The sequence below is a fragment of the Klebsiella indica genome (assembly GCF_005860775.1).
Lineage (GTDB): Bacteria > Pseudomonadota > Gammaproteobacteria > Enterobacterales > Enterobacteriaceae > Klebsiella > Klebsiella indica.
Genome location: NZ_VCHQ01000048.1, coordinates 1 through 15,427, shown reverse-complemented (window position 1 = coordinate 15,427; position 15,427 = coordinate 1). Strand labels below are relative to the sequence as shown.

The window sequence follows — 15,427 nt, the reverse complement described above, 5'->3', positions numbered from 1 at the left end:
GGACGGGCGCGGTGGCGAACAACGCCGGGGATATCGCGCTGGGCGCGGGCTCACTGACGGAAGCGGCGGTGGGCACCTCAGGGGTGACGCTGCGCGGCACCGACTACGCGTTTGCGGGGGCGAACCCGGCGAGCACGCTGAGCGTGGGCAGTGAAGGGGCGGAACGCACCATCACTCACGTCGCAGCAGGTCGTCTGTCAGAGACCAGCACCGACGCGGTGAACGGCTCGCAGCTGTACGCCACCAACACGGCGGTGGAGAACCTGAACGCCGGCGTCGGCGGGCTGCAGAACGATGCCCTGCTGTGGGATGAGACACAGGGAGCCTTCTCGGCCAGTCATGGCGACAGTGCGGTGAACAAAATCACCCACGTGGCGGCGGGGGAGCTGAGCGGTACCAGCACCGACGCGGTGAACGGCTCCCAGCTGCACGCCACCAACCAGAATGTGGCGACCAACACCACGAATATCGCGCAGAACACCACAAATATCACGCAGAACACCACGGACATCGCGAACCTGGCCGGCACCCCGCTGAACTTTGCCGGCAACAGCGGCACGGTGAGCAAAAAGCTGGGTGAGACGCTGACCATCAGGGGCGATAAAAGCACGGCGGGAAGCTACTCGGCCGTCAACCTGAACACGGAGGTGGATGCGCACGGCGACCTGGTGGTGCAGATGGCGGACAGCCCGGAATTCACTTCGGCGATCATCGGCGGCGGCACCACCCTGGACGGCAGCGGGCTGACGATCAGCGGCGGGCCGGCGATCACCACCGCAGGGGTTAACGCGGGCGACCAGAAAGTCACCCACATGGGGGCGGGGGAGCTGAGCAGCACCAGCACCGACGCGGTGAACGGCTCGCAGCTGTACGCCACCAACACGGCGGTGGAGAACCTGAACGCCGGCGTCGGCGGGCTGCAGAACGATGCCCTGCTGTGGGATGCAGATAAAGGGGCCTTCTCGGCGAGCCACGGCGATACGGCGGTGAACACAATCACCCACGTGGCAGCCGGGGAGCTGAGCAGCACCAGCACCGATGCGGTGAACGGCTCCCAGCTGCACGCCACCAACCAGAATGTGACGACCAACACCACGAATATCGCGCAGAACACGCAGAACATCAGCGCACTGGGCGATTCGGTGGAGAACGTCTACACCGGCGGCACGAAGTACTTCCATGCCAATTCAACGGAGGCAGACTCGCAGGCGCTGGGGCTGGACTCTGTTGCAATCGGGACGGGCGCGGTGGCGAACAACGCCGGGGATATTGCGCTGGGCGCGGACTCACTGACGGAAGCGGCGGTGGGCACCTCAGGGGTGACGCTGCGCGGCACCGACTACGCGTTTGCGGGGGCGAACCCGGCGAGCACGCTGAGCGTGGGCAGTGAAGGGGCGGAACGCACCATCACTCACGTCGCAGCAGGTCGTCTGTCAGAGACCAGCACCGACGCGGTGAACGGCTCGCAGCTGTACGCCACCAACACGGCGGTGGAGAACCTGAACGCCGGCGTCGGCGGGCTGCAGAACGATGCCCTACTGTGGGATGAGACACAGGGAGCCTTCTCGGCCAGTCATGGCGACAGTGCGGTGAACAAAATCACTCACGTGGCGGCCGGGGAGCTGAGCAGCACCAGCACCGACGCGGTGAACGGCTCCCAGTTGCATGCCACCAACCAGAATGTGGCGACCAACACCACGAATATCGCGCAGAACACGCAGAACATCAGCAAACTGGGTGATTCGGTGGAGAACCTGAACGCCGGCGTCGGCGGGCTGCAGAACGATGCCCTGCTGTGGAATGAGACACAGGGAGCCTTCTCGGCCAGTCATGGCGACAGTGCGGTGAACAAAATCACCCACGTGGCGGCGGGTGAGCTGAGCAGCACCAGCACCGACGCGGTGAACGGCTCGCAGCTGTATGCCACCAACCAGAAGGTCGATAACCTCGATTATCGGGTAACCAATATTGAGGAGTCGTACACCAATACGATCATGCCGACCATGCGTTATCTGAAGGTGAATTCGACCGGGCCTGATGCAATAGCAAGTGGAACGGACGCTGTCGCCCTTGGTCAGGGTACAGTTGCCAGCGGTAATAACAGCATTGCGACCGGTAATGGCGCGCAGGCTTCCGGCAATGGCGCTATTGCTACCGGTAATAATGCCAGCGCCTCGGGCACCGGCAGCATCGCCATTGGCGATAATGCCTCGGTGACCGCCAGCAACTCTGTGGCGCTGGGCAGCGGCTCCGTTGCTGATCGCGATAACTCGGTTTCTCTCGGCTCCGTCGGTAACGAACGCCAGATAACTAACGTGGCTGCGGGTACGGAAGACACCGATGCGGTGAACGTGGCGCAGCTGAAAGATGCTACCGGCAGTATCACCAATAACGTGACCAATATCAGCAGCGGTAAGGACGGTATGTTCCAGGTGAATAACACCAGTAACTACGCCAAACCAACCGTTACTGGCAGCGATTCACTTGCGGGTGGTGCCGGATCGTCAGCCAGCGGCAGCAACAGCATGGCGGTGGGGACGAAGGCATCGGCGTCTGGAGCAAACTCTGTCGCGCTGGGTAACGGTTCGTCGGTAACGGCCAAAAACTCGGTGGCGTTGGGGGCTAACTCCGTTGCCAGCCGTGAGAATACCGTCTCGATGGGCTATTCCGGTGGTGAACGCCAGATAACCAACGTCGCTGCGGGTACGGAAAACACCGATGCGGTGAACGTTGGTCAGTTGACGCAGGGCGTCTCTGAATCGGTTAACTACACCAATAAGCAGTTTAACCAGTTGAAAAACATGGTTAACGACCAGAAGAACAAACTGAGCGCCGGTATTGCGGGTGCGATGGCAATGTCCAGCTTGCCGCAGCCTTATTCTCCAGGTGCAAGCATGGTGGGGCTGGGTGGTGGTACCTATCAGGGGCAGTCGGCAATCGCGTTTGGTATGTCCACCATTTCTGACAACGGTAAATGGGTAACGAAGGTGTCCGGTTCCACGAACAGTCAGGGCGACTTCGGTGCTTCTATCGGTGTGGGTTATCAGTGGTAACAGGCAGCAGGAGGCCCCGTCCATAGCGGCGGGGCTTTGTCCCGGATTTTAAAGGAAGAAATGATGATGAAACAGATGAAGTTAGGTTTGCTGGCCTCTGTCTGTGTGGTACTGCTGCTGACAGGATGTACCCAGAGCCTGAGTAACCCCGATGCGGAGGGGAAGACGGCACAGCCAGTGTTCCCCGATAAAGAGTCAGCGATCAGAAGTGAAGGCAGTTACCCGGATGTCGGGGCGCTGGTGAAAATCAAGCCAGGGATGACCAAAGCCCAGGTATATGAGCTGCTTGGCGTCCCGCACTTTAAGGAAGGCGTGATGCGGGTTAAGGAGTGGGATTATATATTCCACTTCCCGACCGCCGGTGGTTCAGAGGTGACATGCCAGTACAAGGTGCTATACGACAGCGATCTGAAAGTGGGTGACACGTACTTCCTGCCGGAAAACTGCCTGGCACAGCAGGCACCGGCGAAGCCTGCCGTCATGCAGCGTGAATTGAATGCTGAAGCCCTGTTTGCATTTGCCAGCGCGCAGTTAAGCGCTCAGGGGGAAGCGCAAATCCGCCAACTGGCGATGGATATTCGCCAGTCTGGTATGGACGTTCGCCGGATAACCATTACCGGCTATACCGATCGCTTCGGTTCCACAGAAGATAATCTGCGCTTGTCGCAGGCCCGGGCGGAGTCGGTGAAGCGGGTGCTGGTTGCAAACGGTCTGCCGGAGAGTGTTATCACTTCTCTCGGGATGGGGAAATCAATGCCACGGGTGCAGTGTGCAGGGAGAAAATCTGCCGCAACAATCGCCTGCCTGGCACCGAACCGGCGTATCACGATAAACGTGCAGTAACATTTTTAAAGAGGATACAGGAATGAAAGGAAAGCTTAAGCGTAGCGCACTAATGGTGATGCTTGCTTCCCTGTCAGCGTCAGGGATGGCGGCGGCAGAAATCCCGTCAGCAGCCACGACAACCACGGTTGCGGTGATATCAATACCAGCATACACGCTGATAACCGATTCGCTAAATAGCCAGGTGCCGAAGGTCAACGGCAAGGTTAACGAACAGGTGATGGGCCTGGTATGTGACCTGGCTCGTGGCGATCGCGTTCGCGCGGATATCATTCGGGCGCTGGAAAAAAGCAAAGTGAATGTGGCTGCGGTACCTGTGCAGGGAAGCCCACTCTCCGTTTTAGTCCACGGTAATACCCGCCAGCAGCAGAGCGTGTGCGCTTCATACCTGGCGACATCGCTGTTCAATGCGCCAGATAACCTCCGCTACCGCAGCGTGAAGAAAGAACAGGTTAGCGAAGAGAAGCTGTTACCTGCACCAGCGAAATGGAAGCTGTGGGAAGAGCAAAAAACTGAAACGGTAACCACCGAACGCCAGATTTTCGTCTGGGATACGACGAAATTTGCTAAGGATGTGAAGGTGCAGGTGGCGTTGGCGAAAGCAACGGCCCAGTTGTATGCGCTGCTGGCGACGAATCTGGGTAACCAGCTACAAACGGCAGCGATGATCGATGTGCGCGTAAAGCAGTCGCTGGCGGATCTGGCAGGCGATTATCTGAGTTCAGTACAGCAGATGTATCGTGATACCAGGGAGCAGACCATGACGGTAAATCTGCTGAATGAAACCGGATATGTGGTGTCTGACGGTAGCGGAAATATCCTGCGGCGCAGCGATGCCGGGTTCAGGCTGACCTACCGGGGGATCGAGTGGCTGGGTAGCGGGAAAATTCTGGGTAAGGAATATTTTGTCAATCTCAACCTGCGGGATACCCCCCCCACAAAGGCGGCCAAACCTGAGTGAGAGGAAAAACCGGTGGTTAAAGGGCGCAAAAAATCGTGATGTACTTTGCGAACCATCGGCCGTGTCTCATTAGGTCATATTGACGGAACAATTCGGGTAAGCCGCTTATGATAGGATCAAAAGCGGATGAGCAGGGTATCGTGGGCAATTTCAGTGCAGGAAAAGACACTGAATCCTTTCCAGAAAAGAGAAATCAGGTTAGCATTCACGGTAACGGCAGTTTTGAAGGTTCAGGGTGTGTTTTGGCGAATACAAACCTAAACCTTCCGACTGCCGTTTTCTATTGGTTCACGCTAACCTGCGATGAACCAATAATAAGACTACCTGATGGAATGATTATATGAATTTGATACGCTGAATGTTCTCATTCGGAGTCTTTTTTCACTACTGCACCAGTAATCCCTGTACAAGGTTCGCTTTTACGATTGTCACTGCTGGGATATTTAACGCCTCCATGAACCCCTGGACTAAAAGAAGATTACTGACATCGGTATCACGATATTCTCCGCGTAATTCTGAGTCTCCCTTCCATACCTGAGATGCTGAGAATTTCTGCTGGCTTGCAATGTCATACATTTTCATATGAAGCTGTGCGCCCACAGAATAATTATGTACACCGCCAATACCAATTACTTTACGCGTGGTTAATGCCTGTTTTATTGCTGGGGAAATATCATTTATGGCGTAGAAACGCACAAAACGTAATGCGGCATCTCGATAAGAAGCAATAGGGTTAGGGGACGTTACCTGGTGGACATCCCTGACTTTTGCCACACCAATAATGTAATTCTTCAGGGTAACTGAAGCTAATTTCCCCGTCATCCCTCAGGTTGCTTATGTGTCGGCTTCGCTTGTTGGCATTTAAGCAACCCAAATTATTTAGGCTCTGTATCATCCAGATAAATGTCAGGCCATCTGGAAACTTATTTTTGCCTACCAGAGGCCAATAATTTTCATCCACATCCCGCCGGCTAATAGCCAGATCGCAATAGATACAATGGAAACCAGGAAGCTTATTCCCCACCACTGGCCTGTAGTATTATATCCCGAGCCAAATAGCGCAGGCCCCGGACCGCCTGAGTACTGAGTCAGCCCCATTGAGAGATTGGAAGTATATCCCAGCGTCAGTGCGGCAAGCAGTGGAGGGACGCCAACGGATACCGACACAGCCAGAAAAGCAAGATACATTGCAGAAATATGCGCCATTGCGGAAGCAAAGAAATAGCGGGTATAAAAGTATACAAGTATCAGCACAATGAATACTAACAGCCAGTCAAAGTGACCGACATAGCCGACGATGCCCTTTGAAATCCAGGTTATCATACCATATTTATTCAGCGCATTTGCCATCATGACCAATACGGCAAACCAGAACATAGTATCCCAGGCCGTTTTCTCTTCAATGATATTTTTCCACGACATTATATTAGAGAGAAGCAAAATGACCAGGCCAATAAATGCCGAGAGTGTGGCGGGAATATTGAAAAGAATATCTCCAGCTGTCCACAGAAGGATTAGCAATACAAAATCGAATGCCAGGATTTTCTCTGCAAGTGTCATGGCTCCCATTTTCCGCAATTCTTCACGTGCGATGCCGGGGATTTCTGGTGTCTTTTTTAACTCTGGCGGATATAGAAAATAAAGACACAGGGGAATTATCACCAGCGCAAGTATACCAGGGACGATTGCCCCCAGAAACCAGGTCATCCAGTTAATCTGAATACCCTGACTGAAAGCCAGCTCGGCTATTAATGGATTACCAGCCATCGCGGTAAGAAACATTGCGCAGATGATGGCATCTATTTGAGAAACGCAAATCATCAGAAAAGCCCCCGCTCTCCTGGCGGTAGGGCCGGGTTCTGACTTATAAGCGGAGGCGATAGACTGGGTTATCGGATACATTATACCGCCGCCACGGGCGGAGGCTGATGGGATACCGGGGCCGAGAACCAGATCGGAAAGAGCCAGTCCGTAGGCGACGCCCAGCATGCTATAGCCGCATTTTGAGATGAACCACAGCGCTACCCGTCTCCCTAACCCGGTTTTAATTACCGCGCGGGAAATGAACATGGCTATACCAATAAGCCAGATCGTACCATTTGAAAAACCTGACAGCGCCGTTACTTTTCCTGTACCTCCACCTCCTGAAATAGGGGTAAGGCCGGTTATCGTGGAAATAACCAGCGCTACCATCGTTACGGCACCCATCGGCATGACTTTTAATATGATGGCGAAAATAGTGGCGGCAAATATCGCAAACATATGCCAGGCCAGCGCATCCAGGCCAACGGGTGGCGGGGTAAACCAGATTAATAACCCTGTTATTATTGTCAGAATACCTTTCCATAAAGGAAAAGCGAGTTTTACCTCTACATGTTCATTCATAATTATTTCCCTTTTTGCTTTTTCCTCATTCCTTTCTGAACAAAAAACGGTGTGGATGTTTTGATTAATGTCAATAATTTTCGCAAATAGGACAAAATGGTTAACCGTTTTGTCATGTGACTCGAATTATTTAGGGTATATGGTGAATAATTATGTGAGACCCCCGGCAAAATGGAAAGATTATGCCGGGGGATATCGCTGTCTCACAGCGCTTAGTTTTTTATATTGTCTCTGACAAACAAGGTAAGAATAAAGAAAACTGCGACGAAAGCGATAATCAAGTTAAAGCCCAGAGAGACACCATACATTTGGGATATCTGGCCAATAAGCCAGCCTGCAAAAGCGCCCCCCATTCCTGAGGCGACGTAAATCAGTCCCATGGTTGAACCGCTTTTATCGGTGAGTTTAGTCGCCACCGCAGAGGCTGTAGGGAACAGTACCGACATGGCAAAACCGAACACCATAAACAAATAAACGAATTGGCTGGCGAAGTAGCGGCTGGCAATAATGGCAACCAGCGACAAGAACGAAAACAGGATTAAAGTATTACGGTCGCCGAGCTTAAGGTTGATAAATCCGCCAATAAAACGGCCGATGGTGAACAGCATGGCAAAACTGGAGATGACATAAGCCGCCGTGACCATCTTGTCTTCCGCGGAAGCGCCAGCAATGTCGAGCGAGCTGTAGAATATAGGGAAAAAGTTAAGGAAAGCGGCTTCGGCAGCGACGTAGAACAGGATAAAACCAATCACCAGCATCAAGCGTTTCTGGCCGAGAATATGCATAAAATCAGAGAGCTGCATGTCCATACCCTGCGCTTTTTCCAGCTTCAGGCTACTGAGCACCAGAATAATGATGGCGACAATAACGGCGATCCCAACATAGAACAGGCGCCATGAGATGTGATGGGAAAAAAGCTGCTGTAAAATCAGCGGAGTGGCGATCATACCAACACCGAACATGGCGTTTGAGACGTTGAACATCATACCGGATTTCTCTTTATAGAAGGTCGGGATGACGGTAATGATTGATACCAGCATCGAGCCGATGCCCAGACCGACAATTAGATAGAAGCCGAAAAACAGCAGCACGCTGAATGCCAGACTGGTTCCGACCAGGCCGACGGCCATCATCAGCGAACCAATCAACATCATGATCTTTAGCCCTTTTTTATCGGTAAAGTAGCCGGTAAGCAGGCTGGCGACCAGAAAGCCTATCTGGAAAAACATGATCAGCGTTCCTATTTGCCCCATGTTCAGATTGATGTCGTGCTGTACCTGCTCAAGTATCAGGCCCTTTGTGTTCTGTATGCCGCCAAGAAGAAACATGGTGACGAACAGCAAGAAAAATACTTTCCATTTTTGTTGGTTAGCCATCGTTGATTTCCCTATGTTAGCCAGTAGGTTATTGGTAATGATTGCCTACGGTGTCGAAAAGTGACTGTTCTGCCCAGCCATAGCAGTAATAAAGCAGATCGTCGCAATCGCTCTGTTCCGCCGCATTAATTGCTTCCAGTAGTGCCGACGGAGGCAAATTCCACATCTGAATTCCGCTGTAAATAAAGGTCCCCGGCTGAGATTTTTCACGGACAAGGTTGTTTTGCTGTTTAACAAATTCGATCGGGAAGCCTTCCGTTTTGAACTGTTGATAGCTGATGTCGTAGGGCAGATTGAACAGGCGCATAAAGGCGCGGAAGGCGCTTTCATGCTGTGCGTCATCTTTGGCGAAATATTCAATGAGCCCCTGAACGTCCGCGCCGCCGCCGAGCTTGTGGTAGGGGAAATGCTTCAGCGCTTTGGCAGAGCGGGTGAGGGCCTGATAATCCTGACCTAAAATCCAGGCGTAGGCTGGCGGCCAGAGATCGAGCCATAGCTCGTTACGCCCGGTATCTCTGTCGATAATTCCGGACAGCAAGTTCTGTACAAAGCGGGAGATGCTATGCTGGCGGAACGCCATCCAGCGTTGCAGCAGTTCGTCATTTAATAGCGCATCGGCAGTGGCGTCATACTGACCCGACCGCATTTGAAACGCCAGCGTCTCCAGACGTACGCGTACTGCATCTACATTAATACCGACCCGGGCCATTTCATTCTGACAGTGCGGGCAGAAGCAGGTGAATAACCCTCTGGGGCTGACGTTCTTACCTGCCCAGTCGGGATAGCGGATGCGGTCAATCAGGAAAGTTGAATAACCGTACTGTGCTTTGATTGCGCTGAACGTCGTTATCCAGAGCTCAATAACGTCCGGTCCGTTAGGGCATAGCCAGTGTTCAACCGGGTTGCCGCGAAAATCGATCACCTGATTGTTTTCGATCTGTCCGGCAAAGTCGCCATTGAGAATGTTAACCCACGGGATCACCTTATACGGGCTGTTATCGGTTGCCCGCTTCAGATCCTGAAGAGGATCTGAACCAGCAAGAATAGTGGGATCCACGCGCTGATGCAGACGCTGTGGTGGCATGTCGAGTCTGGCATGCAGTGTGGCAGTACCTTGCACAAACTCATGCTTAGGATTGTGCGGCAGCCGGCCAGTAGGATAGGGGTTGCGTTCAAAGATGGTATTGACCTCGACGAAGAGGTGATCGACGCCGTTCATTTTGTTAATGCGTTCAAGTATTGGATCGACGCCTTCATCAAGAATATCGTGTGGGTGAAGATGGATTCCGGCCATAGAATGCTCCTTTTGTTCTGGCTGCGGGTTAATCTTTATATAAGTTGTGTGTCAGGCATAAATTGAATTGATGGGTAGACCGCATGGAGCGCCAGCATAGCTATTCCATATAACGGTGCTTTTTCGTTTAATTCGGAAAGCTCAACGGATACCCTGGTGTTGGCAAACAAATGCCTGTCGAGATTGGCCTGTACCCGTGGCATAAAGAGTGCTGCGGATTGGGAGACACCTCCCGTGAGGATGACCTTTTCAAGGTTGGCAATCGTCACCATGTTGAGAATGCCGATGGTTAAGTAATCTGCCAGCTCTTCTAACAACATGGTTGGCAAAGTTTCACCTTTGGCGGCGGCGGTGAGTATTTCATGGGCGTTCATGTTTTTTCCGCTAAGCGCGGACATTCTTTCCTTGAGCCCGGAACCGGAGCAGTAATTCTCGAAGCAGCCTTTATTTTTCCAGTTCTGGTTAAGGTGGCTACGTTCAAACAACATATAGCCAATTTCACCCGCCGCATTATTGATACCCCTGATAATTTTTCCATCCATGAGTAGCGCTGAGCCCAGGCCGGTGCCAATACCAATAAGCGCGGCGCTATGGACATGCCGACATTTTCCTCTCCACATTTCGCCAATCAACGCGGCCCGAATATCATTTTCCAGTACGACCCTGATATTCAGACGCGCGGTTAATTCATCGGCAAGCGGAATGTTGTCCCACTCCGGCAGGTTAGGGGAACCTTCGAGTACCGTTCCGCTGCGATAGTCAACGATGCCCGGTGTTGCGACGCCGATGACTTTCAGCTTGTCACGAGGTATATGTTGCTGTTCGATAAATGCATGAATACTGGCACTGAACAGGTCGAGAAATTCCCGACGCGTTGCGACGTCATAGGTCGATTCCTGCTGCCGGGCCAACAGTTCTGCGTTGAGGTTAAAGAGTGAGAAGGTGATTTTCGTTCCACCTAAATCAATGCCAATGCCTAGTCCATGGTTGGGATCGAAGTTAACCAGGATACCTTTGCGCCCAAGGCCGCCGTCTTCGCTTACGCCACTTTCATAGATAATTTTCTCTTCCAGCAGATCGCTAACGATGTCTGAAATCGTTGCTTTAGTTATTCCGGTTACTTTGGCTATCTGCGCGCGAGAAAGGGGAGAGTTCTCGCGGATAACGTTGAGGACCACTGAGGCGTTCATTTGTCTTAATGTATTGGGAAGATTCAGCTTCAAAGTCTCATTCCTTTTAGTTTTTAAAGTAAACTAATTTGTCAATAAAATGTCCTGTAAACTCGTTTTATTTACACTATCGCCTTTTTTAACGGCTTATAAAGCGTTATTTTTGGTTATATAGTTTGTTTTGTATATTTTATGGAAGAGATCACAAAATGTGACGGATGAGACGAGTGTCAGTAGGATGTGGGTATATCCGCTCGCATGAAACGGAGCGGGCATCAGCGTGCGCAACCCTTTGTAAGGCCATTGGGCAGAAGGCGGGGGAAGGATGAAACCATGAAAACGCTCCAGACTGCTCAGGTTCCGGCTTTATCCTGCCCGCCGGGCGGCCATAACAATGCGTGGGTAATCCTCCCGAAAACCGGTGCATAACCGTCGGTTTTTCCGGTTACGGGCCAGATACGCTAAAAAAATCCTTTAGCACTTCTGGACGTTTTTTACAGTGACGAAGTCGCGATTAGTTGCCTGGCCAACGGAAAATCTGAAACGCTCCGGATATCTGTTATCGGGATAGTTGGCCTGTCCGGAACGTTTCATATCATATTACGCCCGCATATCAATCTGGACGATTCGGGCTTTTTTCACTACTGCACCAGTAATCCCTGTACGAGATTTGCTTTTACGACCGTCACTGCGGGAATATGCAGCGCTTCCATAAAACCCTGGACTAACAGAAGATTGCTGACATCCGTATCACGATATTCGCCGTGTAACTCAGAGTCTCCCTTCCATACCTGAGATGCTGAGAATTTTTGCAGACTTTTAATGTCATAGGTTTTCATATGCAGCTGGCTGCCCACAGAATAATTATGTACGCCGCCAATGCCAATTACCTTACGCGTGGTTAATGCCTGTTTTATTCCTGGGGGAATATCATTTGTGGCATAGAAGCGCACAAAACGTAATGCGGCATCCCGATAAGAGCCAATAGGGTTAGGTGAAGTTACCTGATGGACATCCCGACCTTTTGCCACATCGATAATATAATTCTTCAGGGTAACCGAAGCTAATTTTCCCTGATAAATCTCCGGCTGCCATTTATCATGTTGCTGATTCCATGTCGTCATTTGCATTGAGCCCCCGCCAATGTCCCAGACGACAATCTGATCGTTATTAACGTGCTCAGTTAACATACTTTTTGCCGATAAAAATCCAAGCTTGGCTTCCTGTCGCTGAGTAATGACCCGCAGATTGACCGGCACGGCCTGGTTAAATGCAGCAATAACCTGTGAACCATTAGCCGCATTACGGAAAACGGCGGTTGCCACACCATTAAACCGCACGGGATGAAAGCGCTGCGCCTCCTCATACAATCCCTGCAATGCCGCTTTCCCTTGCGACTGAATTGCCGGGCTGAGCATGTTGTCCGTTGACTGACTCAGGTTCTGGTTAAAACCAACCGGACGTTGATCCTCAAACAGAACCTTGTTGATGTGCTGTCTGCAGGTATCAACCTCCGCCACTAACAGCTTAGTGGTTCCTGAGCCCATATCAATCCCGGCCCTGACTTCCTGACAACGTTGCGCCTGAACGGAGAAACTTGCGGCTAATAAAATGGTCATCGCCCATACATCAGTGCGATGCATTAACTTCTTTTTCATGTTACGTTTCCTGTATGTCCACTTTGTATATCATCAGTTATTCAGTGCTGATTTCGGTGGCAACATGTTCGTCATTTCACAGGGAAATAAAGATCAATGTATAAAAAAAAGACCACACTTGCGCTTAGTCTGTTAATCGTTAGCAGCCTGAGCGGCTGTGCCAATTTAAATCATAAACATAATACAGCAGAACTGACCAGCCAGAGCGTGATGGCGGTGAACTGGCTTCAGACTTCCGGGGAGTACCGGGCTCTGGCGTATCAGGCATTCAACAGCGCCCGGCTTGAATGGGACTCGGTGAGCAAAAAGCCAACGGACAAATACGCGGTAATCGTCGATCTGGACGAAACCATGCTGGATAACAGCGCATACAGTGCCTGGCAGATTAAACACAACCAGCCCTATTCCGATAAGACATGGTCACAGTGGACACAATCCAGACAAGCGTTGGCCGTTCCCGGCGCAGTTGAATTCGCCCGTTACATTTCCCGGCATAACGGGACCATTTTTTACGTATCGAACAGAGCTCAGCAGGACTTTACCGCAACCATCGAAAACATGCGCCAATTGGGGTTCCCTGATGTGAATGAAAAGACTGTTCTCCTGAAAACAGACAGTTCAAACAAGCAGGCCCGCTTCAATAGCATCGCTGCGGAAGGTTATAACGTTATCATTTATATCGGCGATAATCTTAACGATTTTGGGTCCGCCACCTATCACAAAGCATCAGCAGAACGGCGTCAGTTTGCGGAAGATAACCAGAAGTTGTTCGGTACTCGTTATATCATCCTGCCTAATCCTATGTATGGTGACTGGGAAGGCGCCTTGACTCCCGGATACTATAAATTGTCGGCCGGAGAGCAGTTGCAGGCTCGTCAGAACGCGCTTCGGTCATGGTCCGGTAAGTGATCTTTTATCCCCCGTATGATTCGCGGGGGACTTTTATATAATTGCTTTTATTTTTATCTATCGTGCCAGAGGTGACATGTGGGCTGGCAATAACGTGCCCCATCCCCGAACCTCGTCACTTAGCGCCAGTGCAGGCGCTGTTCAAAAACACCTGCAGCGTTTTTGTCCCGCAACTTGATTAGCACAACTGGATGGACTGATCGTGATATAAGTCGACCGGACTAAGCAAAATGGACTGCAATCGACAAAATTATTTCCCTTCTGCGTGGAATTCTTACCGACAACAGAGGGGCTCCGATAATTTAGCTGTCCTGACGAAGCATAAAATCAAGCATCAGTTCAATCTGAGCAGCAAGCATGGCTCTTCCAGTGTGAATGGGGAGATGGTGCTGTCCTGCCTGGATGAGAAGAGGAGTTTTCTCCGGGAAAATTACAATGTCGCACACTGTTGTGTTACTCCCGAGTTTTTCTAAAGAGAATGGCACATTGTTGTTTCCCCCATGCCTACCGATGTAGCATTAATCGCTATATCCACCTGTTCAGGCACATCTTTACCAGCATGAATATTGACCTCGGGATAACGTGATAATAACCTTTTTATCAGTTCATCTGATTTATCTGGCGTCCGGTTATAAATAATTAATTCCTTAACCTGCCTGGCTGCCATCGCATAAGCAATGGCGCAGCCTGCCCCTCCGGTTCCTGCCAGATAAACTTTTTTGCCTTCAATACCAATACCTCGCTTCAAAAGACTTGATGCAAACCCTTCACCATCAAGCATATCGCCATGTAACAATCCTTTGTTATCTCTTCTGATGACATTACATCCTCCGATTGCCTTAGCTGCATAACTGGCCGAATCAATCAAGGAAAGAACATGCTGCTTGTGAGGCATGGTTATAATGGCACCACGGAAGTTATGAATGTATCTCAGACCATTGACAGCATTATGCAGACCGTCAGCATTTACATGGAGAGGGACCATCAATGTGTCGGGGATCCCTTTTGCATGAAGAGCAGCATTAATCATGAGTGGAGCACTGACCTGTGCTATCGGATCACCAATGATTGATAACAGTTGCAACTTTCCACTAACGATGCTGAGTTCATTCATCGCTGATACCCATTTAAGATAATGTAGTCAGACTAACGTACATACAATGTAAGCGTCCAGCGAGAACCGTATTGACGGGGATGTGTTATTCAGTTGGCAGTGCCACGCGCCAGGGGAGCAGTTCACTCACCCGATTGACCGGCCAGTCTGCTATAATATCAAGGACATGGCGAAGGTAGCTTTCTGGTTCCACGCCGTTCAGTTTGCACGTCCCGATCAGACTGTACAGCAACGCTCCACGCTCACCACCGTGGTCTGAGCCGAAGAACAGCCAGTTCTTTCTTCCCAGACTGACCATCCGCAGCGCATTTTCAGCGATGTTATTGTGTGTGCCTTGCAAGGCACGATCTTTCCGTCGGTGAAAGTCCGACCCGGCTAACTCTCGCTCCGGCCGGAAGTACAGGGGGCGGTCCAGGAGGTAACAAATGGGCTGAAGCTCTCCCTGAAACGGCTTCTTAAGGAAGTCAACGGGTTATGCGGGCCGTAACGTGAGTGAACACTGAGCAGGCCTCGAAATGCCGTCGTGGGTGCCGACACGCCATAATAACGGGGAAGGCCGACGATGACCGAGAAGAGAGTGAGAAAAGCACCGGTCATACCCACCGGGGTAGTGGTGACAGCACGCATAACGATTGATCGATCGTGCAACAAGGGAAGTCCATAAC

Annotated in this window: 11 protein-coding genes and 1 pseudogene; 4 read left to right on the top strand and 8 right to left on the bottom strand. The window is 51.3% G+C overall.

Annotated features, from left to right (window positions below):
* The 3 genes from FE839_RS24245 to FE839_RS24235 all read left to right on the top strand — a co-directional run.
* Window positions 1-3,053 (top strand): YadA family autotransporter adhesin (locus FE839_RS24245; RefSeq protein WP_171034961.1); only part of this gene is annotated, 3,053 nt, incomplete at its 5' end.
* 60 nt (window positions 3,054-3,113) lie between these two features.
* On the top strand, window positions 3,114-3,896 hold the full coding sequence (locus tag FE839_RS24240; protein ID WP_138363257.1) for an OmpA family protein: 783 nt from the start codon (window positions 3,114-3,116) through the stop codon (window positions 3,894-3,896).
* Window positions 3,897-3,918: 22 nt separating this feature from the next.
* Entirely contained in the window at window positions 3,919-4,857 is a 939-nt protein-coding gene (locus tag FE839_RS24235; RefSeq protein WP_138363256.1) for a hypothetical protein, read from the top strand.
* A gap of 384 nt (window positions 4,858-5,241) precedes the next feature.
* Here FE839_RS24235 and FE839_RS24230 read toward each other — a convergent pair whose 3' ends face one another.
* The 6 genes from FE839_RS24230 to FE839_RS24205 form a co-directional block, all read right to left on the bottom strand.
* On the bottom strand, window positions 5,242-5,679 hold the full coding sequence (locus tag FE839_RS24230; RefSeq protein ID WP_179951940.1) for a hypothetical protein: 438 nt from the start codon (window positions 5,677-5,679) through the stop codon (window positions 5,242-5,244).
* A 111-nt stretch (window positions 5,680-5,790) separates the two neighbouring features.
* Window positions 5,791-7,242: a DASS family sodium-coupled anion symporter gene (locus tag FE839_RS24225; RefSeq protein ID WP_138363255.1), complete on the bottom strand. Its 1,452-nt coding sequence runs from the start codon at window positions 7,240-7,242 to the stop codon at window positions 5,791-5,793.
* Window positions 7,243-7,454: 212 nt separating this feature from the next.
* Entirely contained in the window at window positions 7,455-8,618 is a 1,164-nt protein-coding gene (locus FE839_RS24220) for an MFS transporter (protein WP_138363254.1), read from the bottom strand.
* A gap of 28 nt (window positions 8,619-8,646) precedes the next feature.
* Complete coding sequence (locus FE839_RS24215; protein ID WP_138363253.1) at window positions 8,647-9,912, bottom strand: hypothetical protein; 1,266 nt, start codon at window positions 9,910-9,912, stop codon at window positions 8,647-8,649.
* 35 nt (window positions 9,913-9,947) lie between these two features.
* A complete protein-coding gene (locus tag FE839_RS24210) occupies window positions 9,948-11,135 on the bottom strand; it encodes an ROK family transcriptional regulator (RefSeq protein WP_241675678.1) in 1,188 nt (395 codons plus the stop codon).
* Between the two features lie 587 nt (window positions 11,136-11,722).
* On the bottom strand, window positions 11,723-12,739 hold the full coding sequence (locus tag FE839_RS24205) for a Ppx/GppA phosphatase family protein (protein ID WP_338325002.1): 1,017 nt from the start codon (window positions 12,737-12,739) through the stop codon (window positions 11,723-11,725).
* 96 nt (window positions 12,740-12,835) lie between these two features.
* Here FE839_RS24205 and FE839_RS24200 point away from each other — a divergent pair, with 96 nt between their 5' ends.
* Window positions 12,836-13,648 carry a 5'-nucleotidase, lipoprotein e(P4) family gene (locus tag FE839_RS24200; protein ID WP_138363252.1) on the top strand — a complete coding sequence of 271 codons (813 nt, stop codon included), beginning with the start codon at window positions 12,836-12,838 and terminating at the stop codon, window positions 13,646-13,648.
* Window positions 13,649-14,117: 469 nt separating this feature from the next.
* On the opposite strand, the gene FE839_RS24195 is transcribed toward FE839_RS24200, so the two are convergent.
* Entirely contained in the window at window positions 14,118-14,762 is a 645-nt protein-coding gene (locus tag FE839_RS24195; protein ID WP_241675677.1) for a shikimate dehydrogenase family protein, read from the bottom strand.
* An 85-nt stretch (window positions 14,763-14,847) separates the two neighbouring features.
* A pseudogene (locus FE839_RS24190) lies at window positions 14,848-15,087 on the bottom strand (transposase domain-containing protein); the annotation flags it as partial.
* Window positions 15,088-15,427 lie beyond the last annotated feature (340 nt).